This is a genomic window from Pseudomonas sp. RU47 (assembly GCF_004011755.1).
Lineage (GTDB): Bacteria > Pseudomonadota > Gammaproteobacteria > Pseudomonadales > Pseudomonadaceae > Aquipseudomonas.
Genome location: NZ_CP022411.1, coordinates 864,318 through 890,715 on the forward strand (window position 1 = coordinate 864,318; position 26,398 = coordinate 890,715).

The window sequence follows — 26,398 nt, forward strand, 5'->3', positions numbered from 1 at the left end:
CGGGCTACTAAACCCGATCACTGGGAATCAGTGACGCAATCAAGTTACGCAGCATGCTCAGGGCGCACAAGCCGGCGGATTCTGGCTTAGGCGTAGGTTACGGCGCAAGGATTTGTGGGCTGTTTCGCGTAACGCTGAGTGTCTTTAAACACCTGTGATGCTGGATGTTTATTGCGCTCAAGTATCGAAGATTTACCTGTAGGAATCGGGTGCGGCAACTGGCGCATTCGCGAGCAGGCTCGCTCCCACAGTTGATCTCCGTTGTTCACAAAGTTGATGTTCACCGCCGGCCCAATGTGGGAGCGAGCTTGCTCGCGAAGAGGCCGGAACAATCACCCGCGATGCATCTGCCGAAACTCCCCCGGCGGCATCCCCCGCCGACTCTTGAACGTGCGATGAAACGACCTCGGTTCGGTAAACCCCAGATACTGCGCAATGTCCTGAATCGGCAGCGTGCTGTTGAGCAAATAATGCTCAGCCAGTTCCTGGCGCAGATCATCGAGAATCTGCTGATACGACGTCCCCGCCTGATGCAACTGCCGCTGCAACGTCCGTACGGAAACAGCGAGCTGTTCGGCGACCTGCTCCTTGCGTGGCAAGCCTTCCTTGAGCAACTGCCGCAGGATGTTCTTCACCTGCTGCTCAAGCGACGCATCCTCCAGCGTCGCCATCAAACCCAGCGCATGTTCTTCCAGCGTGCGCAGCAACTGCGCATCGGCCTGGCGCAACGGTAACTGCAAATAAGCCAGCGGTACGATCAACGCCGAATACGGTTGATCGAACAACACCGGGCAATCGAAAAACACCTCGTACTGCGCCGGCGCAGCCTCGGCCGGGCATGAATGTTCCAGCCAGACCCCGGCCGGCGACATCTGCGTATCAGCGATCCAGCGCGCGTATTGCAGCCACGAACCGAGGACGTTTTCCACCAGATGCCGGCGGATTCGCGGGCGCTGATAACGGCAAGTCCAGATGAGATGCACGTGACCGTCCAGCACCTCCGCGCGGCTGACGCCCATGTCGCCGACCAGTTTTTCGAACGGCATGATCCGGCTCATCGCATCGCCCAGCGTCGCGCAGTTCATGGTGATGTAACCGAGCACGCTCCACGAATTGGGCAGGACGAAATTCGCCGCGTTGAGCCCGAACAACGGATCGCCCGAGTGCTCGCAGAAATAATCCAGCAGCCGCTCATGCGCCTCTCCGGGCAAACGCAGGGTGTTGTCGCTCAACTGCTGCGCCTGCAAACCCGCCGCCGCCAACGCCGGTTCAATGGCCATGCCCAGTTGTTCGGCATGGCGCAGGTATTTGAGCAGTGGCGGAACCGAGGTGAAGCCAAGCGATTGCATGATCCCATTCCTTTGATCAATGGCGGCGAAGACGGACGAAATAGCCTGAAAGGTAATTTGAAACCCCGACTAAAGTAAATGGCTGACGCTTGCGCGACGTTTGACTCAATTGGCTACACGAACTGGCCGGATGCGACCGTGACACTTTGCGGCCGCTGGCTAGTATGGAGGCCTGAAATATCACTGATCCGACGGTTAAAAGGACACACGCATGCGACGCTGGAACGGCTGGGGAGATGCAACCACGGTGGTCGAACTGCCGGCCCAGGGCGCGGAGTTTCTTCATGAGCGACTGGGCGCGGGGCGCGCGCTGCCCGATGCCACGCTTGAAGCTGCATTGGCCCGGGTGCCGGCCTCGCGGTTACCGGCGCACACGTTGTACAGCGTCGATGTCCATGACCGCTTGCTGCATGCCCGAGGCCAGAGCCTGCCGGACTGGCTGGCGTTGCGCGAAGGTGCACTGGGCAATTATCCCGATGCGGTGGCGTTCCCCGAGACCGCTGAACATATTCGCCAATTGCTGGCGCTCGCTCACGAGCAGGACCTGTGCCTGATCCCGTATGGCGGCGGCACGTCGGTGGCCGGGCACATCAATCCGCCGGATTCGGCGCGGCCGGTGGTGACGGTGTCGCTGGCGCGTATGAATCGGCTGATCGACCTCGACGAACAAAGCCTGCTGGCGACGTTTGGTCCCGGTGCGAGTGGGCCGCAGGTGGAAAGTCAGCTGCGTGCGCGGGGCTACACGCTGGGGCATTTTCCGCAGTCGTGGGAGCTGTCGACGCTGGGCGGTTGGGTGGCCAGCCGTTCCAGCGGTCAGCAGTCGTTGCGCTATGGCCGGATCGAGCAATTGTTTGCGGGCGGAACCTTGGAAACCTTTGCCGGGCCTTTGGAAATTCCAACGTTCCCGGCCTCGGCGGCAGGCCCAGATCTGCGCGAAGTGGTGCTCGGTTGCGAGGGACGTTTCGGGATCATTTCCGAGGTCAAGGTGCGGGTCAGCGCCTTGCCCGCCGATGAGCGTTTCTACGGTGTGTTTCTACCTGATTGGCCGCAGGCACTCAGCGCCATCCGCCAATTGACTCAGGCGCGCGTGCCGCTGTCGATGCTGCGTTTATCTAACGCCGTGGAAACCGAAACGCAACTGGCGCTGGCCGGTCATCCGCAACAAATCGCCTGGCTGGAAAAGTACCTGAACCTGCGCGGCGCAGGCACGGGCAAATGTCTGCTGACCTTCGGCGTGACCGGCAATCGTCGACAAAACGCGCTGTCGCTAAAACAGGCGAGACACCACCTCAAGTCATTCGGCGGTGTCTTCACCGGCACCTTGCTCGGCAAGAAATGGGCGCAGAACCGTTTCCGTTTTCCTTACCTGCGCGAGAACCTGTGGAATGCCGGTTACGTGGTCGACACCCTCGAAACCGCTACCGACTGGAGCAATGTCGACAACCTGCTCAACCTCATCGAAAACAGCCTGCGCGAGGCCTTGGCCGCCGAGGGCGAACGCGTGCATGTGTTCACCCACCTGTCCCACGTCTACGGCGAAGGTTCGAGCATCTACACCACTTACGTGTTTCGCCCGGCGGCTGACTATCCGGCGACGCTGGCGCGCTGGAAAGCGCTCAAACAGGCGGCCAGCCAGACCATCGTCGACAACCACGGCACCATCAGTCACCAGCACGGCGTCGGCAAGGATCACGCGCCGTACCTGCTGCGCGAGAAGGGCGCATTGGCGATGGATGCCTTGCAGGCGCTGAGCAAACACTTCGATCCGGCCGGGCGCCTCAACCCCGGCACGCTGTTGCCGGAGTGACGGCCATGAGTCAGGACTGGAATGCCGCGTGGCGCCAACAGATTTTGCCGACGCTGGCCGAGGAAACCTGGGATCTGATCGTCATCGGCGGCGGCATCAGCGGCGCTGGCATTCTGCGTGAAGCCGCGCGCCGAGGTTGGCGCTGCCTGTTGCTGGAGCAGCGCGACTTTGCCTGGGGCACTTCCAGCCGATCATCGAAAATGGTCCATGGCGGTTTGCGTTATATCGCCAAGGGCCAGTGGCGCCTGACCCGCGACTCGGTGCGCGAGCGCCAGCGCTTGCTTGACGAAGTCCCGGGACTGGTCGAGCCGATGAGTTTCATGATGCCGCACTATCGCGGCGGCTTTCCCGGACCTCGGGTGTTGGGTGGTTTGCTGAGCGTTTATGACGCCTTGGCCGGGCGTCGCAGCCATCGTTTTCATGATGCGCAACAGCTTCGATATCTGGCGCCAGGGGTGAAGGAAATCGACTTGCTCGGCGGCACCAGTTTTGTCGATGCGCTGACTGATGATGCACGGTTGGTGATGCGTGTGTTGAGCGAAGCGCGGGCCGTTGGCGCTGTCGTGGTCAATGGCGTTCGCGTCGAACATTTGCTGCGAGAAAACGGCCGTGTTTGCGGAGTTCAGATCGAAGATTGCGAGGCGGGCACAACCCTGAAATTGCGCTGCGACGTGCTCGCCGTGGCGACTGGCGCGTGGGCTGAACGCCTGCGGCCGATGGAGGCACCACGGCAATTGCGGCCGTTGCGCGGCAGTCATTTGTTGCTGCCGGGGTGGCGTTTGCCGGTGGCGCAGGCGTTCACGTTTCTGCATGAGCGCGACCGGCGTCCGGTGTTCGTTTTCCCATGGGAGGGCGCGACAGTGGTCGGCACCACGGACCTCGATCACCGTGAGGATCTGGATCAGAGCGCGAGCATCAGCGGCGAAGAGCTCGACTACCTGCTGGCCGCCTGCACGCAACAATTTCCCGGCGCGCAAGTGAGTGCTTCGGATGTGCTGTCGACATGGTCCGGCGTGCGTCCGGTGGTCGGCAGTGCAGCGGGTAATCATCAAGACAAACCCTCGAACGAAACCCGTGAACATGTGCTGTGGCAGGAGCCCGGTTGCGTGACCCTGGCCGGCGGCAAGCTGACCACGTTTCGTCCACAAGCCATCGAAGTGCTAAAGGCCTGCGCGGCCATGCTCGAACGTCCGTTGGTCGATGACGCCGCGCCGGTGTTTGCCGCTGTCCCTGCGCTGGCGATTCCAGAGTTGAGCAGCCATCAATGGCGACGTCTCGCCGGGCGACATGGGCGCGACTTGCCAAGGCTGGCGCAACTGCTCAGGGAGATCGGTCATGACACGGTCGGCGCTACAGATACGCTGTGGGCCGAACTGGCCTTCGCCTGTGAGACGGAAATGATCCTACACCTCGACGATCTGCTACTGCGCCGCACGCGTCTCGGTCTGCTGTTGCCGCGCGGTGGCGAAGACTATTTCGCCGCCATCCGCCAACTCTGTCAGCCACGACTGACCTGGAGCGACGAACACTGGCAGCAGGAAGAACAGCTTTATCGGGCGTTGTGGCAACGCCATCACGGTTTGCCGGATGCCACGCCTTGATGCCCCTTGAAGAGAGCTCCATGGATAACCACCCGAACAAGCGTTACCTGCTGGCGATCGACAACGGCACCCAGAGCGTGCGCGCGTTGCTCTTCGATCTGCAGGGCAATCTGCTCGGCAAAGGCAAGGTCGAACTGCAGGCGTACTACTCGACGCAACCGGGCTGGGCCGAGCAGGATCCGGAGTATTACTGGGCAAAACTCGGCGAGGCGTGTCAGCAGGTCTGGGCGCAGACCGGCATCGATCGCTCGCAGATTGCCGGCGTTTCGCTGACTACGCAGCGTGGCACGGTGATCAACGTCGATGCCGAAGGCAAGCCGTTACGTCCGGCGATTCTGTGGCTCGATCAACGGCAGAGCGAGGTCGAGGGCGGGATCAAAGGACCGTGGGGCTGGTTGCTCAAACTGGTCGGCGCGCAGGGTACGGTGGATTATTTTCGCGCTCAGGCTGAGGCTAACTGGATAGCAAAACACCAACCTGACGTGTGGGCGGCGACGGACAAGTTTTTGCTGCTGTCGGGGTTTCTCACCCATCGACTCTGCGGGCGTTTTGTCGACTCCGTAGGCTGCTGCGTCGGCTATCTGCCGTTCGACTTCAAACGGCTGAAATGGGCCGCGCCGAGTGACTGGAAATGGCAGGCGCTGGCGGTGCGTCCCGAGCAATTGCCGAGCCTGCACAAACCCGGTGAAACCCTCGGCTACATCACCGCTGAAGCCGCTCGCCACACTGGCATTCCCGAAGGCTTGCCGCTGATTGCCGCGGGGGCTGACAAGGCTTGCGAAGTGGTCGGTGCCGGCGTGGTCGATGCGAGCACGGTGTGCCTGTCTTACGGCACCACGGCAACGATCACCAGCACCCGCTCGCGCTATCTGGAAATCGTTCCGTTGATCCCGCCGTACCCCTCGGCGGTGCCCGATCAGTTCAACTGCGAGGTGATGATTTATCGCGGTTACTGGATGGTCAGCTGGTTCAAGAACGAGTTTGGGTTGCGTGAGATGCAGCAGGCCAAAGAGCAGGGCATCGAGCCGGAGCAGTTGTTCGATGCGCTGGTCGATGCGGTGCCGCCAGGTTCGATGGGTTTGATGCTGCAGCCGTACTGGTCGCCGGGGATTCGTGAACCGGGTGTCGAGGCGAAAGGCGCGATGATCGGCTTCGGCGATGTGCACACTCGCGCGCATATTTACCGGGCGATTCTTGAGGGATTGGCGTATGCGTTGCGTCAGGGCATGGAGAATATCGAGCGGCGTTCGAAGGTCTCGGTCAAGCGTTTGCGCGTGGCCGGTGGTGGTTCGCAGAGTGATGCGGCGATGCAGCTGACGGCGAATATTTTCGGCCTGCCGGCGGAGCGTCCGCATGTGTACGAAGCGTCGGGTCTGGGGGCGGCGATTTGTTGTGCGGTGGGGTTGGGGTTGCATGCGGATTTCCCCACGGCCATCGCGGCGATGACTCGGGTGGGCGTGGTGTTCACCCCGCAGCCCGAGGCTCAGAAAATCTATGAGCAACTGTACAAAGAGGTCTACCTGCGCATGTACCGCCAGCTTAAACCGCTGTATCAAAGCATCCGCAAAATCACCGGTTACCCCGCTTAGCTGACCACCACAAATCCCTTGTAGGAGTGAGCCTGCTCGCGATAGCGGAGGGTCAGTCAGCATCTATTTGACTGACACACCGCTATCGCGAGCAGGCTCGCTCCCACAGGGTGGCAGTGGTGTTTTTGATATCGGGTAATTGGCGCCATCGGAGACTTTTTCTGGTGAGATCGGACAGTGTCAGCGGCGGGGTCGGTTGTTAGGCTCATCCCCCACGGCACCGCCAATAAGAACCAGAAGCAATGAAACTGACTTCCCTCCTGTTGCTGCTTTGTGCAACGGCCCCGAGCGCCTGGGGCTGGTCGAACCATACGGTGGGCAGCTATCTGGCTCTGCAGGAACTGCCGGCGTTGCGTGATGCACCAGCGGTTGAAGTCGAGCCACTGGAGCAGTTTCTCACCGAGCAATACCCGGCCGTGCTGGCGCTGTTGGAGCAACAGGAAAGCTTCGCCCGCGAGCACCTTGCTCAATACCCGCCACGCCCTGACAACCTGAAATTGCCTGCGGTGCCGAGCGACAATCTGCGCCACGACTTCCTCACGGCGTTGCGCATCAATCCCGAGATTCATCTGGCGATGGTCATCCAGCCATTGCCCGGCAAAGATCTGCCCGAACGTGAGCATTTGCAGGCCAATCAGGTCATGGTCGAGCAAACCCTTTCGCCTTGGAATCGCCAACGCTTCATCGTGGTCGCCGATCATGAAAAAGTCGCCCCGCTGGCCATACTCGCCAGCGCCGCCGACGAGCCGGATTACGGCCACGACATCAATCTGTTCAGTGATAACCCCGGCGAGGTCGGCGCGCTCTACGGTTTCGGCCCGCAACCGTTCGGTGATGCGCGTTTCCAGTACAGCTCGCAGGCGCCTTTCCACATGGGCTTCTTCCATGAAAGCGCGGTGGTGTATGCCGCTGCCGGTTTCCTCGAGCGCAGTTGGCCGGACTGGCGCGCGTATCAATACATGGGCCTGGCGCGACTGGCGTTTGCCAGCGGTCATCCGTATTGGGGTTATCGCTTTCTCGGCTGGGGCCTGCACCACATTCAGGACCTGACTCAGCCGTATCACGCCAAGCCGTTGCCCGGCGTCGACCTCGCCAGTCTTTTGCTGCTGGAAGGCAAGGCAATCGCCGGTTTCGCTGAGGACAAACAAGCCTCCATCGAGCGCGTCGCTACTCGGCACATGGAAGTGGAGAAGTATCAGTCGACCTGGCTGCGCCGCGTGCTGCGCACGGGGCAGCCGCATCCGATGCTTGATGCTTACGCCGATGTAGCCCAAGACAAAAGCTACCCGCCGTACTCGGTCGACTACCTGCGCGAAGTCGTCAGCGCCGAAGCGGTCAACGATTCCGCAGCCTTCGACGAAGCCATCGGGCAGTGGCTGGAAACGGCGCCCGTCAGCGGTGATTTCAGCAGCGGCAATCAACTTCATAGCGAAGATTTCGACCACCCGGCACTCAACCAGCAGTTGTTCAAGCTGCTTGGGCATTTCGGCGCGCACAGTCGGATTTACGTCAGCGCGGGATTGGCGCCGTAGCGTGGCAACGTACACCAAAACAATAAAAACACAGGGAAGGAGGAACACATGATCAACACTCGATTGCGCCTGACGGGCGCCGCGCTCCCCGGTGTCGGCCTGGCCGGGTTGCTGCAACTGTGCGCAGTCGATGCGGCGCACGCGGTGGAATTCAGCCTGATGGACAAACAGGTCACCGGCTCCCTCGATACGACCTTGTCTTACGGCCGTTTGTGGCGGGTGCAGGGCCGCGACAAGACTAACGATGACGTCAACACCAACGACGGCAATCGCAACTTCGACACCGGGCTGGTTTCCGAGGTGTACAAGATCACCTCCGAGCTTGAAGCCAACTATCAGAACTACGGCGTGTTCGTGCGCGGCACCGCGTTCTACGACACGCAACTGATGGACAAGCGCAACGACTACTACGACAACAACAGCCCGTCGCAACCGAGCCAGAGCTACCCGCAGGATAACCATTTCACCAGCCAGACCCGCGACATTGCCGGCAGCCGCATCGAGATGCTCGACGCCTACGTGCATGGCAGTTGGGACGTTGCTCAGATGCCGGTGACCGCGCGCGTCGGTCGACAAGTGTTCAACTGGGGCGAGGGGATTTTCTATCGCGGCGGGATCAACACCACCAACCCGGTGGACGCCGCCAAGTACCGTTTGCCCGGCGCCGAAGTGAAGGAAGTGCTGGTGCCGGTCGAGGCGCTGAGCTTCAACATCGGCCTGACCGATTCGCTGACCATGGAGAGTTTCTACCAGACCAACTGGAAGGAAACCCGTATCGACCCGGTCGGCACGTTTTATTCGCAAACCGACCTGTTCGCCGACGGTGGCAACACCGGTTACAACAACTTCAGCGGCACCGCGCTTGATACACCGGTGCCCGGCTTTGGCAACGTCATCGGTTTGTACAGTGCACTGGGCAACAACCCGTTGCTGAACTCCGCCCTGCAAACCACTGGCCTGTACGCCAACGGCGTCACTCCGGCCTACGGCAACACGCTGAAAGTGGCGAGCATCGGCAAGGACTACAACGCACGCAACGATGGCCAGTTCGGCTTTGCCTTTCGCTACATCGCCGAACAACTCAACAGCACCGAGTTCGGTTTGTACCTGGTCAACTACCACGCCAAGGAACCGACCATCGCGGCGGATCTGGGTGGCTACAACGGCATCGACATGGATGCGCTGACCAGCCTGTTGTCCGGTGTCGCTGGCAGTCAGGCCGGGGCGCTGGCCAATGGTCTGGCCACCGCTGATGTGATGGGCAATATCCAGGCGCATCGGCGCTATGCCGAAGACATCCGCATGTACGGTTTCAGCTTCAACACCACACTGGGCGAGGCATCGGTGTTCGGCGAAATCGCTTATCGGCCGAACCTGCCGATCGGTGTCGCAGCCACCAACGATTTGATCGGTGACCTGGCCAACGGTGCTGCCGTGGCGGTGACAGGCAGGTCGATCAACGTCGGCGGACAGATGGTCAATCTCAACAGCGAGATCAACAACGCCGAACGTGTCGAAGCGTTTAACACCTCGCTCGGCACCATTTACAACTTCGGCCCGACCGCTTCGTTCGACTCGCTGTTCGGCATCTTCGAACTGGCCTCAGAACACCTGCGCGGCAGTAGTCTGCAATACACCGCGTATGACGGCAGCCGTCGTTTTTACGCGGGCACGGGCAACTATTCCTATGTCTCTGGCGGTGATCGCGACGATCAGGTCAACCGCAATTCCTACAGCTACACGGCAATGCTCAACGGCACCTGGAACGATGTGTACGCCGGGGTCAACGTCTCGCCGTACATCGTCTACAAGGACGATTTCGAGGGCAACAGCTATCAGGCTGGCAACACCATCGAAGGTCGCAAGGCCTACACGCTGGGGATCAAGGCCAACTACCAGAACAAGCTCGAAGCTGAACTGCAATACACCGAGTTCTACGGCGGCGTGCAGAACAACGGCATCCGCGACCGCGACAACGTCGGGTTCAACCTCAAGTATTTCCTTTAAAGGCTACACACAGCCCCTGTGGGAGCGAGCCTGCTCGCGAAGAGGCCGGCACGTTCAACATTGATGTCGACTGACCCACCGCTTTCGTCGGAACGCCGCCCGGAGCAGGCTCGCTCCCACAGGTTTTTGTATTTTGGAGAAGATCATGGTTCACACTTCGGGATTGACCAAAGCTTCGCTAGGGTTTGTTTTAGGCCTTGCCGCTAGCAGCGTCTTCGCGGCCATCACCCCACAACAAGCCGAACAACTGAAAACCACCCTGACCCCCATGGGCGCCGAGCGCGCCGGCAACGCCGCCGGCACCATCCCCGCCTGGACCGGCGGCATCACCCAGGCGCCCGCCGGCTACAAACCGGGCCAGCATCACCCCGATCCGTACGCGGCCGACAAACCGCTGTTCACCATCACCAAAGCCAACCTCGACCAGTACAAAGCCCACCTCAGCCCCGGCCAGATCGCCCTGTTCAACAGCTACCCCGACACCTTCCAGATGCCGATCTACCCATCCCGCCGCTCCGGCTCGGCGCCGCAATGGCTGTACGACAACACCCTGAAAAACGCCACCTCGGCCAAATTGCTCGAAGGCGGCAGCGGCTTCTCCGATGCCTACGGCGGTGTGCCATTCCCGGTACCCAAGGACGGCGTTGAAGTGCTGTGGAACCACATCACCCGGTATCGCGGCATCTACGTCGTGCGCCGCGCTTCCGAAGCGCCGGTACAACGCAACGGCAGCTTCGCGCTGGTGACATCGCAGCAGGAAGCGCTGTTCAACTATTACCGCCCGAACGGCCAGTTCGCCGACCTGAAAAACATCCTGTTCTACTACCTCGCCTTCGTGAAAAGCCCGGCACGATTGGCCGGCGGTGCCGCACTGGTGCACGAAACCCTCGATCAACTCAAGGACGCACGCCAAGCCTGGATCTACGACGCCGGCCAACGCCGCGTGCGTCGCGCACCGAACCTCGCCTACGACACGCCGATCGCTTCCTCCGATGGCCTGCGCACCGCCGACGACACCGATCTGTTCAACGGCTCGCCGGACCGCTATGAGTGGAAGCTCAAGGGCAAACAGGAAATCTACATCCCCTACAACAACTACAAAGTCGCCAGCCCCGACGTGAAGTACGCGCAACTGCTTACCCCGGGCCACCTCAACCCGCAATACACCCGCTACGAACTGCACCGCGTGTGGGTGGTGGAAGGCAACTTGAAACCGGGCTCGCGGCATATCTATTCCAAGCGAGTGCTGTTTCTCGATGAAGACAGCTGGGGCGCCGCGCTGGTCGATCAGTACGATGGGCGAGGGGAGTTGTGGCGGGTGTCGATGGCCTACCTGAAAAACTTCTACGACCTGCCGACGACGTGGAGTGCGCTGGATGTTTTCCACGATTTGCAGGCGCGTCGTTACTACGTGCAGAACCTTGATAACGAAGAAGCGGAGACTGTCGATTTCGCGCAGCCAGTGCCGGAGGATGCGTACTTTATGCCGTCGGCGTTGCGGCAGCGTGGGACGCGGTGATGGCTGAAGTTTAATTCCGCACCACTGACAAAAAAAGCCCGAAGCCACCGATACATTTGGCTTCGGATTTGTTCTGTGGAGTTAAAAATATCTACTTTACAGATATATGTATTTGAGATAATTTGGGCGCATGTAGGGATACCAGAACCGAAAATTGTATGAGAGTGATCACAAAAGCGGCGGTTGCGCGGGCCATTGAGACTCATGGCCAGTGGAGAGATCCTCTCACCTTGTGGCTAACCATCTTCGACAGAGCATCGCTGCGCTTCGAGTCGTTTGAGAAGCTTCGTCAAGACTGGGCCAGCGCCTCAGGTTGGAACGTTGATCGTATCCCTCACTCGAAGCTGAGGCTGACGAGCAAGAAAGGTCCGCTTGATATTTACGTTTTTGATATCAAGAAAAACGAGTGCCGTGTCATTACGTGGATCAACACGAAGACTGGCACTATCTATATCAAAGACATTCTTCCCCATGCCGGATATGACAAATGGTGGAAGGGTGATGTCAAGTAGTTGGCCAGAATGAAATACGCTATTTATGTTTAACGAAAATACAGGTGATCTCAATGAAGCGTAATAAAGTCGAAGCGACAGGACTGGATTCCTTCATAGCCGATATTTCACCCATGCTTGAGGGACTGGGCGATCAGCTAGCGACTTTGTCCAAGTTGTTGTCTGCCTGCCATGATCCGATAAAAAATGATGACGATCTGCAAGTGCGAATGGCCCTGATTGATGAGCTTTATTCCCACGCAAGCACCGAGGATCATGCTGCGGCACGATTTGCGGAGTTTGTGGCTGATCGGGTTTATGAGTACGAGAATGAAACGGTGTTGATTGCTTATTCGTCCCAATCTGAAGCGCTGGCGTTTCTGCTGTCGGAAAGAGGCGTCAAACAGAAGGACTTGTCTGAGATCGCAACTCAGAGTGCTGTTTCAGAGATATTGAATAACAAGCGAAAAATGACCGTTGCACAGATAAAGGGATTCGCCGAGTTCTTTAAAGTGCCGGTCGAGTTTTTTATGCACGGTGTGGTTTGACGTGAAGCGGTGAAAGGCCTGACGCAATCGCGGACAAGCCCGCTCCCACACCTCATGAGTCGAACACAACATCTGTGAACGACTCAAAACCCTGTGGGAGCGGGCTTGCCCGCGATTGATTTTTGGTTTCAGCGCGAAATCAGGATCAAACGCGGAAGTGGCTGACCATCTGTTGCAATTGACCACCCAAACGCGCCAGTTCAACACTCGACGCTGCCGTCTCATCACTCGCCGCTGCGGTCTGTTCCGACACATCGCGCACGTTGATGATGCTGCGGCTGATCTCTTCAGCCACTGCACTTTGCTGTTCAGCCGCTGCAGCGATCTGCTGGTTCATCGACTGGATGTTCGACACCGTGCGGGTGATGTTTTCCAGTGATGCGCCAGCCTTGCGCGTCAGCGCTACGCTGCTGTCGGTCAGGGCGCGGCTGTTGCTCATTACCGCCGAGACTTGCTGGGTGCCGTTCTGCAGACCGGCGACCAGGCCTTCGATTTCTTCGGTGGATTTCTGCGTACGCTGGGCCAGGCCACGAACTTCATCGGCGACCACGGCAAAACCACGACCGGCTTCACCGGCACGCGCGGCTTCGATCGCAGCGTTGAGGGCGAGCAAGTTGGTCTGTTCAGCAACAGCCTTGATCACGTCCATGACGCTGCCGATCTTGTCGCTTTCCTGTTGCAGCACGCTCATGGCTTCGGTGGAACGCACTACTTCGCTGGCCAGACGCTCGATCTGCGCGATGGCTTCGTTGACCACTTTGTCGCCTTCACGGGCTTCACCGTCAGCGGCGGCAGCAGCTTGCGAGGCTTCTTCGGCGTTGCGCGCAACTTCCTGCACGGTGGCGGTCATCTCGTGCATCGCGGTGGCGACCTGATCGGTCTCGACTTTCTGGCTGTTCACACCGGCGCTGGTCTGCTCGGTCACGGCCGAGAGTTCTTCGGCGGCGCTGGCGATCTGGGTGACGCCGTCGCGGATGCCGCTGATCAAGTCACGCAGGGTCACGCCCATGCGTGCGATGCCTTGTTGCAGCACGCCGAGTTCGTCGCGACGGGTGACCGTGACGTTCTGGGTCAGGTCGCCGCTGGCGATGCGCTCGACCACAGCCAGGGTTTCTTGCAGCGGACGGGTGATCTGACGGGTGATGATCACCGCAGCAATCACGCCGACCAACAGCGCCAGCAGGGTGCTGATCAACTGGAAGGTACGCGCCTGGGCACTTTCGATGTCGCGACGGTCGAGCTGGATCTGATACAGCTGCTCGCTGGTGGTGACGATGGCGGCGCCTTGATCAGTCATTTCCTTACGCGCCTGCACCGCATCGGTGTTGGCATTTTTATACGCCATCAATGCGCTGCGATAGTTGACCAGTGCGGTTTCCAACTGACGCAGGGCATCTTGCTGAGAATCAGCGAAATGCACGTTCAGTTGCTTGAGGCTGGCGATCGCGACATCCACCTGGCCGACGGCTTTCTGCTCGGTGTCGGCGTTGGTGGTGGCGGTGTAACCGCGAACTTCGTAGCGCGCGAGGATGAACGCTTCCTTGGCGGCGGTGATCGCCTGGAACTGTTCGAAACGCTGCTCGCTCATGTCCATCTGCTGTACGCGCTTGCTGATCGATTCGATCTGGTTGTACGCGGTCTCGGCACTCACGCTCATGCTGTCGCGGGCGCTGTTGCCGGTGCGATAGGCGTTGCGCATTTTGTTCAGCGACGTCTGGTATTCAGCGATGGTCGCGGCCTGCTCCTTGAGCAGTTTGACGTTTTCCGGGCTCTTGAAGCTGTTGATCAGCTTCTGTTGCTGCGCGGCGAAGCTTTCCAGGGTGGTCTGCACATTCTGCGCGGCGGTTTCATCGCCATTGGTCAGCATGTATTGCAGGCGCACCACACGCAGTTTGGTCAGGCCGGCGTTGAGCTGGGTGATGTCGCTCATCCAGTTGCTGCGGTCGATCAGGCCACCGAGGCTGGTCCAGCCTGTCAGGGCCAGCACGCAGGTCAGGGCCAGCACCAGGCCGAAGCCCAGGCCCAATTTCATGTTCACGCTGATGTTGCCGAACCAGCTATTCATCAAAAATCCTCCAGAAACGTTGGGTTTCTTGTCGTCGGTTAGGCTGGAAGATTGTTGTTTTTTTGAGCCAGCAAGGGTGTTAGCAGGTTTGTATCGGCCGCATTTCCCAGAGCTGAAAGGATTTTGTCCTACGGAATTTGTAACGGCCCCGCTGAGGCTCTTTTTCATCGCGGGTTCAGGGGCGTGCCTGCACGAGATGATCGTGTAGCGGCTACCTCAATAACTGACGAAGTAATAAGCCTGCCGACCGACTCTCAGGGTCTTGAGCACTTTCAACGGTGCGACAGGTTCGCGGTCTGCCGCCATGACGGCGACGTGGGATGGCGAGGCTGCGAGGAAGTCTCGCAGTTGCGCGTCGGTATCCAGGCCTTTCAGCACCTGCCGGGTGTAAAAAACGCTGGCGCCGCCGACGCGTTCATTGGCTTGAAACAACGCAACTTGTCGACCTTCGGCTTGCAGCATTTGAATGTGTTCGCTCAACGGCAGGAACGATAGCTTTTTGTCGGCGTGGGGCAGCGCCCATTGCGCGGCCGCGAGATAACTGCCGATCACCAGCGTGAGTACGCCGACTGCCAGTGTCTGACGCTGCCGGGCGATTCGGCCTACGAATCCATTGCCTGATTCGTACTGTTTCAAGCGCTCGAACAGCACGCCCGCATACTCCGCTGCGATCACCGCAGCGGCCGGTGTCATCGACATCAGATACACCGTGCGCTTGCTCGACGCCAACGTCAGCATCACGAATTGTGCAACCATCCACAGGCTGAAAAACAGCAAGTAGCGGTTGGCCTGCAATTGTTTGCGGAAATGCCAGAGCCCCAGGTACACCAGAATGTTCCAGGGCAGAAAGGCTTCCGGCAGTTTGGCGAGGTAGTAATAGAACGGTTCGTAGTGGCCGGCCTCGACGAACGATCCGCTGAAGCGCCCGACGCTGTTGGTCAACAGCACTTCTCTGACGGCTTGTGCGCCGCCGTGCTGAAAGAGGATGACGAGCCAGATCAGCAGCGGAATCAAGCCGACCAGGGTCAGTAAGCCCGGCCGCAGCCAGTCAACGATTTTCAGGCGCTTGTCCATCAGGTTGTCGGCCAGAAGGTAAGCAAAAATCACCACCCCCGGCATGGCCAGCCCCAGCACACCTTTGCTCAACGTGGCGATGGCAATCCCGACAATAAACAACAGCGAGCTGCCGACACTCGGTGCCCGTTGCGCTTGATAAAAGGCGAGCAACGCCGTGGTCACGCCGAGAGCGAGCAACGCATCCTCACCGACGCCGCGCACATTGCTCCAGTAACTGGCCATGGTCGCGAGCAGAATGCCTGCCGTCCAGGCGACCATTTTCGGTCGTCCAAACCGGCGCAACATGCCGTACAGCAGCATCACACTGATTAAACCGGCCACCGCCGACGCCAGCCGCACCGCCCACGGTGAAACGCCAAACACGCGCATGGCGCCGGCATCCAGCCACAGGCTCAGTGGTGGTTTTTCCAGAAACGGCTCGCCAAACAGCCGAGGCGTCACCCAGTCGTTATCAAGGTGCATCTCCATGGCGATGCCGGCGACGCGAGCCTCGGTGGAGCCTTGCAATTGATGGCCGCCCAAGGCGAAGAAAAACAGCAGGGCAGCAAGCAGAAACAGCGAAGTGACGGCACGCGACATAGGTTTCAGGCAACCGGAAGGGGCGGGAGGCCTGAGCATACGACGGCAATCCTTAACGAATTGTGAAACTCACGCCAAAGGTTTCGACCAGCGCTTTTCTGGTGTTTCGAACCTCGAATTGACCAGCGCCGTCAGCACGTGGTCCTGCCAGCGCCCGGCAATGTTCAGATACGCCTTGGCGTAACCCTCGCGTTCGAAGCCCAACCGCTCAAGCAAGCGCTCACTGCGCTCGTTGCCGGGAATGTAGTTGGCCATGATCCGGTGCAGGTTCTGGATATCGAACATGTAGTCGATGCCAGCCTTCAGCGCTTCGTGCATCAAGCCCTGTCCCTGTTGGGCTTCATCAATGTGATAACCCAGATAACACGCCTGAAAGGCCCCGCGAATAATGCCGCTGAAGTTGCAGGCGCCGATCATTTGCTGGCCATCCGGGGTCAACAGCGCGAAGTGCATGGCCAGCCCGGCCTCGAAGGCGCTGGCCTGTATTTCAAGGCGCCGGCGAATCTGCTCGGTGGAAAAATATTCGGTGGTGCGGATAGGCGACCATGGCGCGAGGTGGCGTTGGTTGCGTCGGTAGAACTCGCTTTCAAGTTCGGCCTGGTCCGGAGCCAGTATCGCGAGCGTCAGGCGTTGGCAGGGCAGGGTCAACAGCGGCATCGGATGCTCCGGAGTGGGGGATCTTCCGGCAGGTTGGCGCACTCGCCTGTGGGAGAGCAAGCCCTCGCAGGTTGGAGCGGTAAATCCGAGGCAAAAAAAAGCCCGCAGGAGCGCGGGCGAACCGTAGTTTCTTGAATGAGCGAGCGGACTGTACAAGGCTTGGCCGCGTAGCTGCAGTGAAGAAAAATTCATCTCGATGGGCGGCTCGGCGTTGTCCGATGCTCACCCGAGCGACGGGGCGACTCGTACAGGTTTCACCCGTCAATGGCGGGTTTCAGGCCCGCAGGTTTGCGGTCCCTGCGGGTCAAGATTGTCCCGCGCCCGGCAGACCAGGATCTCGGCCAGTGCGCTCAGTTGCTTCATTGCCACCGCCACATGGCGTTTGGAGCCGTCGAACTCATCGGCAAGGTTTGCGCTGATGGCGACGAGGGAGTCGAGGATCTCGCTGGCGTGGGTAAGCAGCGTCAGTGTGTCGACATCGTCGCGCACCCTGATGAGCTGATTGAGAGGAACATTACGCCGCCGACGGGTCGCCTCGGTGCGTGCGGTGGTATTCGACTGAGTTTGGGTGCTGGAAGCGGGCGCGTCGGAAGGTGCCGAGCCAACCAGCGAAAGTTGTGGGGTCTTTTTCATGACGTAGCTCCGTGGAGTGAACATTCACTGCAATTGCGGCTGCCAAACCGTCCGTTGGATGGCAGTGGTCGTGGAGCGTAACGCCCTGAGGAACTGTCCACCAGTTCATCAAAGTCGACGCGTGTTGCGGGAATTTTCCTAGGACGTTCGGTGTGGGAAGGAGGGCGTGCCGATAAAACCAAACGGCAGTCGCGATGATCACGGAAAGCCATCTCAAGCATGTAGTCAGCGGGCGGAACGGTTCACATAATTCTCACCTGAGTTCTGCCATGATTGTCACCGGTATTTCATCGGCCCGAGCGAGTGATCCCGTCATGAATGTGAGCATCCTCTACGCTTTGGTTGCGGCAGCATTGTTTGGCGCCAGTACGCCACTCGCCAAGCTCCTAGGCGTACAGATTTCACCGATTCTATTGGCCGGGTTGCTCTATCTGGGCAGCGGTCTGGGTTTGACCGTCCTGCGTTTCGCCCGCGATCGAGGCTGGCAACGTTCCGGACTCGGCACCGGCGAATGGCCGTGGCTGGTCGGAGCCATCGGCTTCGGCGGCGTGCTGGCACCGGTGGCGTTGATGTTCGGTTTGACCCGAACGTCCGGCGCGAGCGCGTCACTGATGCTCAATCTGGAATCAGTGCTCACGGCGCTGCTGGCGTGGATAGTGTTCAAGGAAAACGCCGATCGGCGAATCGTGATCGGCATGCTCGCCATCGTGGCTGGCGGTGTCGTGTTGTCCTGGCCGCAAGAGGCCGTGTCGGCGCAAGACTGGACAGGGCCGCTGGCCGTCGCCTTCGCCTGCTTTTGCTGGGCCATCGATAACAACCTGACGCGTAAGGTCTCTGCCTCGGATGCACTGTTTATCGCGGGCAGCAAAGGTCTTGTGGCGGGAGTGGTCAACTGCGGCCTGGCCTTGTTAATCGGCAAACAACTGCCCGCAACCGCCTCGCTGGTGCCCATCCTGCTGGTCGGGTTTCTCGGTTACGGGGTCAGCCTGGTGATGTTCGTCCTCGCCCTGCGTGGGCTGGGCAGTGCACGCACCGGCGCGTACTTTTCCACCGCGCCGTTTCTGGGCGCAGCTATCTCGATTCTGCTGCTGGGCGAGTCGGTGTCGCTGATGTTCCTGCTCGCTGCGGCGTTAATGGCCGTGGGGGTATGGATTCACTTGATGGAGAACCATATTCATGAGCATCAGCACGAACGGCTCGAGCATGATCATCGCCACACACACGACGAGCATCACCAGCATACGCACGGGTTTGACTGGGATGGAACGGAGCCGCACAGCCATCCGCATGTGCATACGCCGATGCGTCACCGGCATGCACATTTTCCGGATATTCATCACCGGCATGAGCACTGATTGAATGTCGAAAGTCTGTCAATTGATATCACTGTGATATCATTTTTTGCCAGTTTCTTCAGTCTTTCATTCGAGTCATTCCATGAAACCCTTTTTCCTGCTGCCCCTTGTGACCCTCTTTTCGACTGTCAGCGTTGCCGCTGCACCCTCACCAGTGGCGTCATTTGCCGCTTGTGACGATCACTCACTGGCCGTTGTGCAATCACCATTGATCAAGGATCTGGTGCCGAACTCTGTCGAAAATGGCCAGATAAAATTGTCCGGCGGCACCAAGAGCGACATGGGGCAGCGCTGGATGTTTGCCAAACCGGTCGAGATTGATGGCATGTCGTTGACCGGCTTCTACGCCGAAGACATGGATCTGATGGGCACGCGCATCATCAGTTGGGGCTTCTACGCCAAGCAGACGCCGAATGAACTCCACACTCAACTGGAAAAAGCGGGCGGGCCACGCCTGGAGATGTCGCAGGGACTCTACGCACGCGCGGAAATCTGGTCCCATGGCAAATCCAGCTGGCAGCCGGAAGATCCTGCCGCCACTGCCGGTAAGCTGGTGGTCGACAGTGCTGAGCGGGTGTTCTTGATCGAACCGGCTCCGGAAGAGCTGAGTGCTGGGAGTAAGGGGATGTTTACTTGCTCGATTCAGGGCAAGGTTAATGAGGCGATGCTTAAGTCCAGTCGTCCGGATTTGGTTAGTGTTGCTCATTGATGGAGCATGAGTGCAGGTAGGAAAAAGGACGACATTGTGTCGTCCTTTTTTGTAGGTTGGCGGAGCATCGCCGGGGTTATCGAGCCTGAACGATTGCAGGCTGCGGTCGTGGATCCCCGGTTTGGCTGATGTCCAGATGCAACAAAGCCCGCACTTGGCGGGCCTTGTTGTTGAGAGTTGGTGGAGCCGGGGGGATTTGAACCCCCGTCCGCCAGTACTCCGCTGTCGGTACTACATGCGTAGCCGTTTCTATTAAGTTAACCCTCAGCGACCCGAAGGGCAGGGTGCTTTGGGCGAGTTGTGTAAGTTTTAGCCGCTTCGTCCACAACGTACTGCACGGCGATTCTGTTCTATATGACAATCATTTTGGGTTTACAGACATCCCCTGATGATTGCTGGACCCGAAGGTACCAGGAGCATTGTCAGCTGCAATTAAGCAGCGAGAGCAACACCGTATTGGTCGTCATTGGCAACTATAAGTAGTTGCAACAGTGGATTTACGACTTCTGTTACCAAGTCGGCATGCACCTAAAGTTTCGCAACCGGCGTCGAATCCTAAACGGCCCCGAACTCATTGCTCAGTACATCTGTTTGAGCAACAAGCCTGCGCAGTGTACGCCAATCGGCCCGCGAGGCCAACCCGAAGGTTGGCCGGGACGCTGATCAGTTGTTGGTACCGGTGGATTTGCGCAGTTCCACGATGGTTTGCGAGGTTTCCGCAATGCAATCGTCGAATTTGCCTTGAGCCTTGAGCGCCTCGGCCTTGCTCACACTGGCGTTAGCACGCTGACTCAGTTCCGGGTTCGCTGACAGCTGGCCCTTGGCATTGTTGATGGTCTGAATATTGACTTCACACAGGTCGTCAGGCTTGTCAGCAGCAAACGAAGTGGACGCCATCATCGATGCAGTAACGAACAGACCTAACAGTACAGAACGTTTCATGTGTATCTCCTTGAACCGAGTGGGTCCAGACTTCGCTGGCCGTCAGGACGGGCAACCGTATGGAAGAAAAACCCCGATCAGTCGGGGTTAATCTGTGGACTACAGTCGAACTCAAGGGTTCTATTTTTCTTCAGCAGGCCTTCGCCCGGGTCACTCGATCCACCAGATAGACCAGTCCGTGGTAGTCAATCCCGCCATGTTGCGTCAGACCGATCTCGCAGGTGCGGCTGGTGGAAATCCCCTCGCTGCAATGCTGCACCGTATCCTTGAGCGTGCGCAGCGAGTGGCTGTTCAGCTCCGGCGTGGTGAAGCCTTTGTCGCCGGCAAACCCGCAGCAGTGAATGCCTTCCGGGATCACCACGTTCTTGCTGCATTTGCGCGCCAGATCGATCAACGCCTGGCTTTCGCCCAGATGTTGCGTGCTGCACGTCACGTGCACCGCAATCGGTGCGTCTTGCACGGTGAAGTCCAGTCGATCAAGAAGATGCGTACGGATGAATCGCACCGGGTCGTACAGATCCAGACGGGTTTCTCCTACGTCCTGAACCAGTCGCAACGTGCACGGACTGGTGTCGCAGTAAATCGGATCGAGACCGCCGCGACTGGCGTGGAGCAATGCACTGATCAACTCCTGACGCTTGTGTTCGGCTTGTTCGGCGTAGCCTTTCGAGGCAAAGGGCTGACCGCAGCATAGGTTGTCCTGATTGTCCGGGAAGACCACTTGGTAGCCGGCCTTTTCCAGCAGCCCACGGGTTTTGTCGTACAGCGACATCTGCTCTTTGTCACCTGCCGCCGGGCCCATGACTCGTGACACGCAAGCAGCCAGATAGACCACGCGCGGGCGTTCATCTGACGCGCTCGGGCTGAAGCGGATGGCTTTCTCCGGTTGCGGCATCGCATTCGTCCACAGCGGCACCTGACCTTTGGACAGCCGTGTAATCGTTGCCGAAAGTTTCGCCAGACGCGGCGCCCCGAGCAGCATCCGCGCACCGTTGGCCACGTGCAGGGTGAAGCGTGCGCCTTGCAGGGTCTTGGCGAAATTTCCTTCGATCCAGTCAGCGGTTTTCTGATGCGTCGCGTGCCGGGCTCGGAGTTTTTTCACCAGCTCACCGGTATTGATGCCTACAGGGCAACGTTGCGCGCACAGACCAGTGGCGGCGCAGGTTTCGATGCCTTGGTACTCGTAGGCTTTTTCCAGTTCGGTGGTGTCGACGCCGGCTCGTTTTTTCGCCTGAATATCGCGCCAGATCACGATGCGCTGGCGCGGGCTCAGGGTCAGTCCTTTCGATGGGCAGACCGGCTCGCAGAAACCGCACTCGATGCACTTATCCACAATCTCATCCGCCGCCGGCAGCGGTTTCAGATGCTTGAGGTGGATCTGTGGATCCTCGCTGAGCACCACGTCCGGGTTGAGAATGCCGTTAGGGTCGAGCAGGCGTTTGAGCTGCCACATCAACTGATAGGCGTCGCTGCCCCATTCCAGTTCCACGAATGGCGCCATGTTACGCCCGGTGCCATGTTCAGCCTTCAACGAGCCGCCGAACTCCACCGCCACCAATTGCGCGACGTCGTCCATGAACGCTTGATAGCGTGCGACTTCTTCCGGGTTGTTGAAGCCTTGGGTGAAGACGAAGTGCAGATTGCCTTCCAGCGCGTGTCCGAAAAGGATCGCTTCGTCGTAGGCATGTTTGTCGAACAACTCGATCAAGCGATTGACGCCGATGGCCAGTTGTTCGACCGGGAAAGTCACATCTTCGATGATCACCGTGGTGCCGGTTTTGCGCACCGCGCCGACGGCGGGGAAGGTGTCCTTGCGGATCGCCCATAGCTTGGCGTTTTCGGCAGGGTCTTCGGTGAAGTCGACCTGCTTTTCCACCGGGAAACCACTGAGCGACGCCATGATCTGCGCCAGTTGTTCCTGCAGCAAAGTGGAAGAGGCAGCGCGGGATTCGATCAGCAGTGCGCAGGCATTGTTCGACAGCTGTTGTACGAAAGCGGGCATGCCCGGTTTGTACTGAACCGAACGCAGACTGCGACGATCCAACAGTTCCACGGCGGACACCGGTTGGCTTTTCAGCACGGTGACCGCGTTGCAGCAGGTCTCCACATCCGGGAACACGATCAGCGCCGAGGCCTTGTTCGGGTGATCGATCACGGTGTCGTAAGTCACCGCGCTGATGAAGCCGAGGGTGCCTTCGGAACCGACCAGCAAGTGGCTCAAGATATCCACAGGCTCATCGAAATCCACCAAGGCGTTGAGTGACAGGCCAGTGGTATTTTTCAGACGGTATTTGTGGCGGATTCGTGCAGCGAGTTCGGCGTTGGCGCGAGTCTCGCGACCCAATGTCGCCAAGCGCTCAAGTAGATCGCCGTGGCTTACGCGGAATGCCGCGACACTTGCAGCGTCTTCGGTATCCAGACGTGTGCCATCGGCCAGCACCAGGCGAATCCCGGCCAGCGTGTGGTAGGTGTTTTGCGCGGTGCCGCAGCACATGCCGCTGGCGTTGTTGGCGACGATCCCGCCGATCTTGCAGGCGTTGATCGACGCCGGATCCGGGCCGATCTTGCGCCCGAACGGTGCCAGCCACGCGTTGGCCTGTGCGCCGATCACTCCCGGTTGCAGGCGGATTTGCGTGCCTTGGCCACGAATCTCGCGCGCGTTCCAGTTATCCCCAAGCACGATCAAAACGGAATCGCTGATCGCCTGGCCGGAGAGGCTGGTGCCGGCCGCGCGGAACGTCACCGGAACGTGGTCACGCTGAGCCAGTTTCAACAGCGCCACAACTTCATCTTCGGATTCGACGCGAATCACCAGTTGCGGAATCAGCCGATAAAAACTGGCATCGGTGCCGAAGGCCAGAGTCGATAAAGGATCATCAAAGCGGCGCTCGGCCGGAATCAGTTGTTGCGCATCACGCAGGAAATTCGCTGGAAGCGTCATTGGTCCTCCAGGATCAGAACCACCAGGTCTTTCGGGCCGTGGGCGCCGTAAGCCAGTACTTGCTCGATGTCAGCGGTTTTCGAAGGGCCGGACACCAGCAACGCGTTGGTCGGCATGCCTTGCGCCCATTCGAATTCCTGTTGCACTTGATAGAAGTTGTCGCGGATTTCGCTGGCCTTGAGCAGGGCGAAATGCACTGGTGGCACCAGGCTCATCAGCCGTGGTTCTTCACGGGTTGGCCAGAGAATCAGGCTGCCAGTGGCTGCGATCGCACCGAGTGTGCCGGTGAGACTGGCCGGGGTGTCGTTGAACAACTCGGCTTTCCACTCTTCCATCGGCCGGTCGTAGGACTTCAGCGCTGGCAGATCAGGATTGTTCGCCCAATGCTGTGTGATGCGTTGCCCGTGCGCTGTCGTCGGCGCGATCAACAGGCTCGGCAACTGGCGATCACGCAGCAATTGCGCAAGCAGCGCCGGCCATTCTGCGTCCGAGGTCAGGTGGGTTTCGGTGTGCACCGCTTCCATCAATTTGCGCAGTTGCGGAATGCGCTGTTCGGCAGTGTAGGTGTAAGGCTGCGTCACCAGATCGACATCGAAGTTGTCGGCAATCGGCGTGGTGCCGGTCAGACTTTTCCGCAGCTTGCCGAGGATATTTTGCTTGGCGCTCATCAGCGGTCTCCCTGTTTGGCCAGATGCTCACGGGCCATGTCGTGCAGTGAGCGCGCGGCGGGTTTCGGCGCGCTGTGGTTTTGCGTCCACGGGCCGACGTTACTCGGGGTCAGTGCACGCAGGCGCGTGGCGAAGAAACCGAACAATCGATACAAGATTGGCGAACTGTTGAGCCTGGCCCAGGCGTTCCAGATAAAGCGTTCCTTGCGCGAATACTTGCTGCCCTGACCGCGCATCACTTGATTCGGGCTGTCCGGGGCTTTGACGTTCTCTTCGCGCAGGCGTCGCAGGATCGCCGGAATCGGAATTTTTACCGGGCAGACTTCACCGCAGGCACCGCACAGCGATGACGCGCTCGGGTGATCCGGAACCTTGGCCAGACCGACCATGTGCGGGGTGATGATTTTGCCGATTGGCCCCGGATACACCTCGCCATAGGTGTGGCCGCCGACGCGGGTATAAACCGGGCAATGGTTCATGCAAGCGCCGCAGCGGATGCAATTCAGGGTCTGGCGCAATTCACTGTCGGCGAAAGCCTGGCTGCGACCGTTGTCGAGCAGCACCAGATGCACTTCCTGTGGGCCGTCGAGTTCGTGCTCCTTGCGCGGGCTGGAGATCATGTTGACGTAAGTGGTGATCGGAATGCCCAGCGCCGAGCGGGTCAGCAGTGACAGCAGCGGCACCACGTCACGCAGGTTTTCCACGACTTTTTCGATGCCGGTGACGGCGATGTGCACCGGCGGCACGGTGGTGGTCATGCGCCCGTTGCCTTCGTTTTCCACCAGCAGCAGGGTGCCGGTTTCGGCGACGGCGAAGTTGACACCGGAGACGCCGATGTCCGCTTCGAAGAATTTCTGCCGCAGGACTCTGCGACCGATCTGAATGAGTTGGTCAACGTCCTTGGTGTATTCCACGCCAAGTTTGTCGTGGAACAAGGACGCGACCTGACCGGCATTCTTGTGGATCGCCGGCATAATGATGTGTGAAGGCTTCTCGTGGTCGAGCTGGACGATGTATTCCCCCATGTCGGACTCCAGACATTCAATGTCCCGAGCCTCGAGGAAATGGTTCATCTCCATCTCTTCGCTGACCATCGATTTGCCCTTGATCACTTGCCGCGCCTCGTGAGCGCGGATGATCGATAAGACGATGCCATTGGCCTCGTCCACCGTTTCCGCCCAGTGCACTGTCACACCGTTGCGGGTCAGGTTCTGTTCCAGTTGCTCGAGCAGGTCGGGCAACTTGGAGAGCGCGCGGGCTTTGATCGAATTGCCCAGTGCGCGCAAATGTTCTCTTTCATGGGCATCACTGAAAGCGGCTGCCCGCTTGGCCATCAGTGAGTCCATCGCAGTGCGGAAGTTGTTCCGTAGCTGCTGATCACCCAAGGCATTGTGTGCCCGGGTGCGGAAATCTTCTTCTACGGCGACCGTAGGAATAATCGCGGAAGTGCTCATTGCGCACCCCCGGTTCGTTGCCACAAGAAGCTGGCGAGATGTTGCCCGCGCAGCGCTTCTTTTTGTTTCTCCAATGCGCCGTTGATGTTCATCAAACAGCCACAATCGGCACTCAACACCTCATGCGCGCCGGAATCCTTCAGTGCTTTGGTCTTGTCAGCCACCATCGCGCCGGAAATGTCTGGCATACGGACGCTGAATGTTCCACCGAAGCCACAGCATTCGCTTTCGTGGTCATGGTTGACCCGTTCCACGTTGCTCAACTGCGCCAACAACTCGCGGCCGTGCAGGTGGGTGTTCATTTCGCGACGTGCCGAACACGAAGTGTGCAGCGCGACTTTGACCGGCTCGCCGCTGTCCTTGAGCTGCACCTTGCAGACGAACAGCAGAAACTCGGCCAGTTCATAGGTGCGGGCCGCGAGGGCCTGAACCTGTTTCAACGTCTCCGGCTCGTCCTTGAACAAGTCGGCGTAATGCTCGCGTAGCATGCCGGCGCAGGAACCCGACGGCACCACCACCGGATAATCCCCGGCAAACAGCGCCAGTTGCGAGCGCGCTACCGTCCGCGCCTGCTCGGTGTAACCCGAGGTGTAGGCCGGTTGGCCGCAGCAACTCTGCCCTTGCGGGTACTCGACCCGGATCCCTTCGCGCTCCAGCAAGTGGATCGCGTCCATCCCGGCTTCGGGGTAGAACAGATCGACCACGCACGTGCCGAACAGATAGACCCGCGCCGGTTTCTCGCTGGGGTATTGCCGAGGTTCGGGCAGTGGCGGGGCCACACGGGTCGCGTTCGGCACGGCGTTGTAAAAAAGCTCGCTCATCAGGCGTGTCTCCGGGTGGGCCCGGTTATCCGTCTGTGGCGGCTGCTGAATATA

20 protein-coding genes, 1 other RNA gene and 1 pseudogene are annotated in these 26,398 nt (G+C 59.3%); 10 read left to right on the forward strand and 12 right to left on the reverse strand.

Going from position 1 to position 26,398, the window contains the following annotated elements; genetic code table 11:
- Window positions 1–332 precede the first annotated feature (332 nt).
- Window positions 333–1,349 carry an AraC family transcriptional regulator GliR gene (gene gliR / locus CCX46_RS03775; protein ID WP_127925764.1) on the reverse strand — a complete coding sequence of 339 codons (1,017 nt, stop codon included), beginning with the start codon at window positions 1,347–1,349 and terminating at the stop codon, window positions 333–335.
- A gap of 211 nt (window positions 1,350–1,560) precedes the next feature.
- Between gliR and CCX46_RS03780 the strand changes: the two genes are divergently transcribed.
- The 8 genes from CCX46_RS03780 (at window position 1,561) to CCX46_RS03815 (ending at window position 12,443) form a co-directional block, all read left to right on the forward strand.
- Window positions 1,561–3,156, forward strand: coding sequence for an FAD-binding oxidoreductase (locus CCX46_RS03780; protein ID WP_127925765.1), 1,596 nt, complete (start codon window positions 1,561–1,563; stop codon window positions 3,154–3,156).
- Between the two features lie 5 nt (window positions 3,157–3,161).
- Complete coding sequence (locus tag CCX46_RS03785; RefSeq protein ID WP_127925766.1) at window positions 3,162–4,757, forward strand: glycerol-3-phosphate dehydrogenase/oxidase; 1,596 nt, start codon at window positions 3,162–3,164, stop codon at window positions 4,755–4,757.
- 20 nt (window positions 4,758–4,777) lie between these two features.
- A complete protein-coding gene (locus CCX46_RS03790; RefSeq protein ID WP_127925767.1) occupies window positions 4,778–6,346 on the forward strand; it encodes an FGGY-family carbohydrate kinase in 1,569 nt (522 codons plus the stop codon).
- 242 nt (window positions 6,347–6,588) lie between these two features.
- A complete protein-coding gene (locus CCX46_RS03795; RefSeq protein ID WP_127925768.1) occupies window positions 6,589–7,878 on the forward strand; it encodes a phospholipase in 1,290 nt (429 codons plus the stop codon).
- A gap of 48 nt (window positions 7,879–7,926) precedes the next feature.
- The gene (locus CCX46_RS03800) at window positions 7,927–9,885 is read left to right on the forward strand and encodes a DUF1302 domain-containing protein (protein WP_127925769.1); all 1,959 of its coding nucleotides are present in this window, start codon (window positions 7,927–7,929) and stop codon (window positions 9,883–9,885) included.
- 145 nt (window positions 9,886–10,030) lie between these two features.
- Entirely contained in the window at window positions 10,031–11,404 is a 1,374-nt protein-coding gene (locus tag CCX46_RS03805; protein ID WP_095119559.1) for a DUF1329 domain-containing protein, read from the forward strand.
- 158 nt (window positions 11,405–11,562) lie between these two features.
- Complete coding sequence (locus CCX46_RS03810; RefSeq protein ID WP_228759094.1) at window positions 11,563–11,916, forward strand: type II toxin-antitoxin system HigB family toxin; 354 nt, start codon at window positions 11,563–11,565, stop codon at window positions 11,914–11,916.
- Between the two features lie 53 nt (window positions 11,917–11,969).
- On the forward strand, window positions 11,970–12,443 hold the full coding sequence (locus CCX46_RS03815; RefSeq protein ID WP_100846304.1) for a helix-turn-helix domain-containing protein: 474 nt from the start codon (window positions 11,970–11,972) through the stop codon (window positions 12,441–12,443).
- Between the two features lie 145 nt (window positions 12,444–12,588).
- Here the strand turns inward: CCX46_RS03815 and CCX46_RS31100 are convergent, their stop codons facing one another.
- From CCX46_RS31100 to CCX46_RS03835, 5 genes and pseudogenes are all read right to left on the reverse strand, one after another.
- Window positions 12,589–13,452 (reverse strand): methyl-accepting chemotaxis protein, encoded by an 864-nt coding sequence (locus tag CCX46_RS31100; RefSeq protein WP_371748303.1) that lies wholly within the window; start codon window positions 13,450–13,452, stop codon window positions 12,589–12,591.
- Window positions 13,447–14,676: pseudogene (locus tag CCX46_RS31105) on the reverse strand (methyl-accepting chemotaxis protein); the annotation flags it as partial. The gene CCX46_RS31100 and the pseudogene CCX46_RS31105, both read right to left, overlap by 6 nt.
- Before the next feature lie 48 nt (window positions 14,677–14,724).
- On the reverse strand, window positions 14,725–16,203 hold the full coding sequence (locus CCX46_RS03825) for an ArnT family glycosyltransferase (protein WP_127925771.1): 1,479 nt from the start codon (window positions 16,201–16,203) through the stop codon (window positions 14,725–14,727).
- A gap of 30 nt (window positions 16,204–16,233) precedes the next feature.
- Complete coding sequence (gene rimJ / locus CCX46_RS03830; protein WP_127925772.1) at window positions 16,234–16,821, reverse strand: ribosomal protein S5-alanine N-acetyltransferase; 588 nt, start codon at window positions 16,819–16,821, stop codon at window positions 16,234–16,236.
- A 261-nt stretch (window positions 16,822–17,082) separates the two neighbouring features.
- The gene (locus CCX46_RS03835; RefSeq protein ID WP_127925773.1) at window positions 17,083–17,454 is read right to left on the reverse strand and encodes a DUF6124 family protein; all 372 of its coding nucleotides are present in this window, start codon (window positions 17,452–17,454) and stop codon (window positions 17,083–17,085) included.
- Between the two features lie 314 nt (window positions 17,455–17,768).
- Here CCX46_RS03835 and CCX46_RS03840 point away from each other — a divergent pair, with 314 nt between their 5' ends.
- Window positions 17,769–18,809: a DMT family transporter gene (locus CCX46_RS03840; RefSeq protein ID WP_127925774.1), complete on the forward strand. Its 1,041-nt coding sequence runs from the start codon at window positions 17,769–17,771 to the stop codon at window positions 18,807–18,809.
- Between the two features lie 82 nt (window positions 18,810–18,891).
- Window positions 18,892–19,518, forward strand: a complete 627-nt coding sequence (locus CCX46_RS03845) for a hypothetical protein (protein ID WP_127925775.1) — start codon at window positions 18,892–18,894, stop codon at window positions 19,516–19,518.
- 178 nt (window positions 19,519–19,696) lie between these two features.
- Here the strand turns inward: CCX46_RS03845 and ssrA are convergent.
- The 6 genes from ssrA to CCX46_RS03875 form a co-directional block, all read right to left on the reverse strand.
- Window positions 19,697–20,085, reverse strand: a transfer-messenger RNA (tmRNA) gene (ssrA, locus tag CCX46_RS03850).
- 96 nt (window positions 20,086–20,181) lie between these two features.
- Window positions 20,182–20,460 (reverse strand): hypothetical protein, encoded by a 279-nt coding sequence (locus CCX46_RS03855; protein ID WP_127925776.1) that lies wholly within the window; start codon window positions 20,458–20,460, stop codon window positions 20,182–20,184.
- A 130-nt stretch (window positions 20,461–20,590) separates the two neighbouring features.
- Window positions 20,591–23,401, reverse strand: coding sequence for an FAD-binding and (Fe-S)-binding domain-containing protein (locus CCX46_RS03860; protein WP_127925777.1), 2,811 nt, complete (start codon window positions 23,399–23,401; stop codon window positions 20,591–20,593).
- Window positions 23,398–24,069, reverse strand: coding sequence for a LutC/YkgG family protein (locus CCX46_RS03865; RefSeq protein ID WP_127925778.1), 672 nt, complete (start codon window positions 24,067–24,069; stop codon window positions 23,398–23,400). Before CCX46_RS03865 ends, CCX46_RS03860 begins: the two co-directional genes overlap by 4 nt.
- Entirely contained in the window at window positions 24,069–25,523 is a 1,455-nt protein-coding gene (locus CCX46_RS03870) for a LutB/LldF family L-lactate oxidation iron-sulfur protein (RefSeq protein ID WP_127925779.1), read from the reverse strand. The genes CCX46_RS03865 and CCX46_RS03870 overlap by 1 nt, the downstream gene beginning before the upstream one ends.
- On the reverse strand, window positions 25,520–26,344 hold the full coding sequence (locus CCX46_RS03875; RefSeq protein ID WP_127925780.1) for a (Fe-S)-binding protein: 825 nt from the start codon (window positions 26,342–26,344) through the stop codon (window positions 25,520–25,522). Before CCX46_RS03875 ends, CCX46_RS03870 begins: the two co-directional genes overlap by 4 nt.
- Window positions 26,345–26,398 lie beyond the last annotated feature (54 nt).

Coding starts and splice junctions, on each gene's coding strand:
- gliR (WP_127925764.1), bottom strand. CDS start 1,349: ATGCAATCGCTTGGCTTCACCTCGGTTCCGCCACTGCTCAAATACCTG.
- CCX46_RS03780 (WP_127925765.1), top strand. CDS start 1,561: ATGCGACGCTGGAACGGCTGGGGAGATGCAACCACGGTGGTCGAACTG.
- CCX46_RS03785 (WP_127925766.1), top strand. CDS start 3,162: ATGAGTCAGGACTGGAATGCCGCGTGGCGCCAACAGATTTTGCCGACG.
- CCX46_RS03790 (WP_127925767.1), top strand. CDS start 4,778: ATGGATAACCACCCGAACAAGCGTTACCTGCTGGCGATCGACAACGGC.
- CCX46_RS03795 (WP_127925768.1), top strand. CDS start 6,589: ATGAAACTGACTTCCCTCCTGTTGCTGCTTTGTGCAACGGCCCCGAGC.
- CCX46_RS03800 (WP_127925769.1), top strand. CDS start 7,927: ATGATCAACACTCGATTGCGCCTGACGGGCGCCGCGCTCCCCGGTGTC.
- CCX46_RS03805 (WP_095119559.1), top strand. CDS start 10,031: ATGGTTCACACTTCGGGATTGACCAAAGCTTCGCTAGGGTTTGTTTTA.
- CCX46_RS03810 (WP_228759094.1), top strand. CDS start 11,563: ATGAGAGTGATCACAAAAGCGGCGGTTGCGCGGGCCATTGAGACTCAT.
- CCX46_RS03815 (WP_100846304.1), top strand. CDS start 11,970: ATGAAGCGTAATAAAGTCGAAGCGACAGGACTGGATTCCTTCATAGCC.
- CCX46_RS31100 (WP_371748303.1), bottom strand. CDS start 13,452: ATGGGCGTGACCCTGCGTGACTTGATCAGCGGCATCCGCGACGGCGTC.
- CCX46_RS03825 (WP_127925771.1), bottom strand. CDS start 16,203: ATGCTCAGGCCTCCCGCCCCTTCCGGTTGCCTGAAACCTATGTCGCGT.
- rimJ (WP_127925772.1), bottom strand. CDS start 16,821: ATGCCGCTGTTGACCCTGCCCTGCCAACGCCTGACGCTCGCGATACTG.
- CCX46_RS03835 (WP_127925773.1), bottom strand. CDS start 17,454: ATGAAAAAGACCCCACAACTTTCGCTGGTTGGCTCGGCACCTTCCGAC.
- CCX46_RS03840 (WP_127925774.1), top strand. CDS start 17,769: ATGAATGTGAGCATCCTCTACGCTTTGGTTGCGGCAGCATTGTTTGGC.
- CCX46_RS03845 (WP_127925775.1), top strand. CDS start 18,892: ATGAAACCCTTTTTCCTGCTGCCCCTTGTGACCCTCTTTTCGACTGTC.
- CCX46_RS03855 (WP_127925776.1), bottom strand. CDS start 20,460: ATGAAACGTTCTGTACTGTTAGGTCTGTTCGTTACTGCATCGATGATG.
- CCX46_RS03860 (WP_127925777.1), bottom strand. CDS start 23,401: ATGACGCTTCCAGCGAATTTCCTGCGTGATGCGCAACAACTGATTCCG.
- CCX46_RS03865 (WP_127925778.1), bottom strand. CDS start 24,069: ATGAGCGCCAAGCAAAATATCCTCGGCAAGCTGCGGAAAAGTCTGACC.
- CCX46_RS03870 (WP_127925779.1), bottom strand. CDS start 25,523: ATGAGCACTTCCGCGATTATTCCTACGGTCGCCGTAGAAGAAGATTTC.
- CCX46_RS03875 (WP_127925780.1), bottom strand. CDS start 26,344: ATGAGCGAGCTTTTTTACAACGCCGTGCCGAACGCGACCCGTGTGGCC.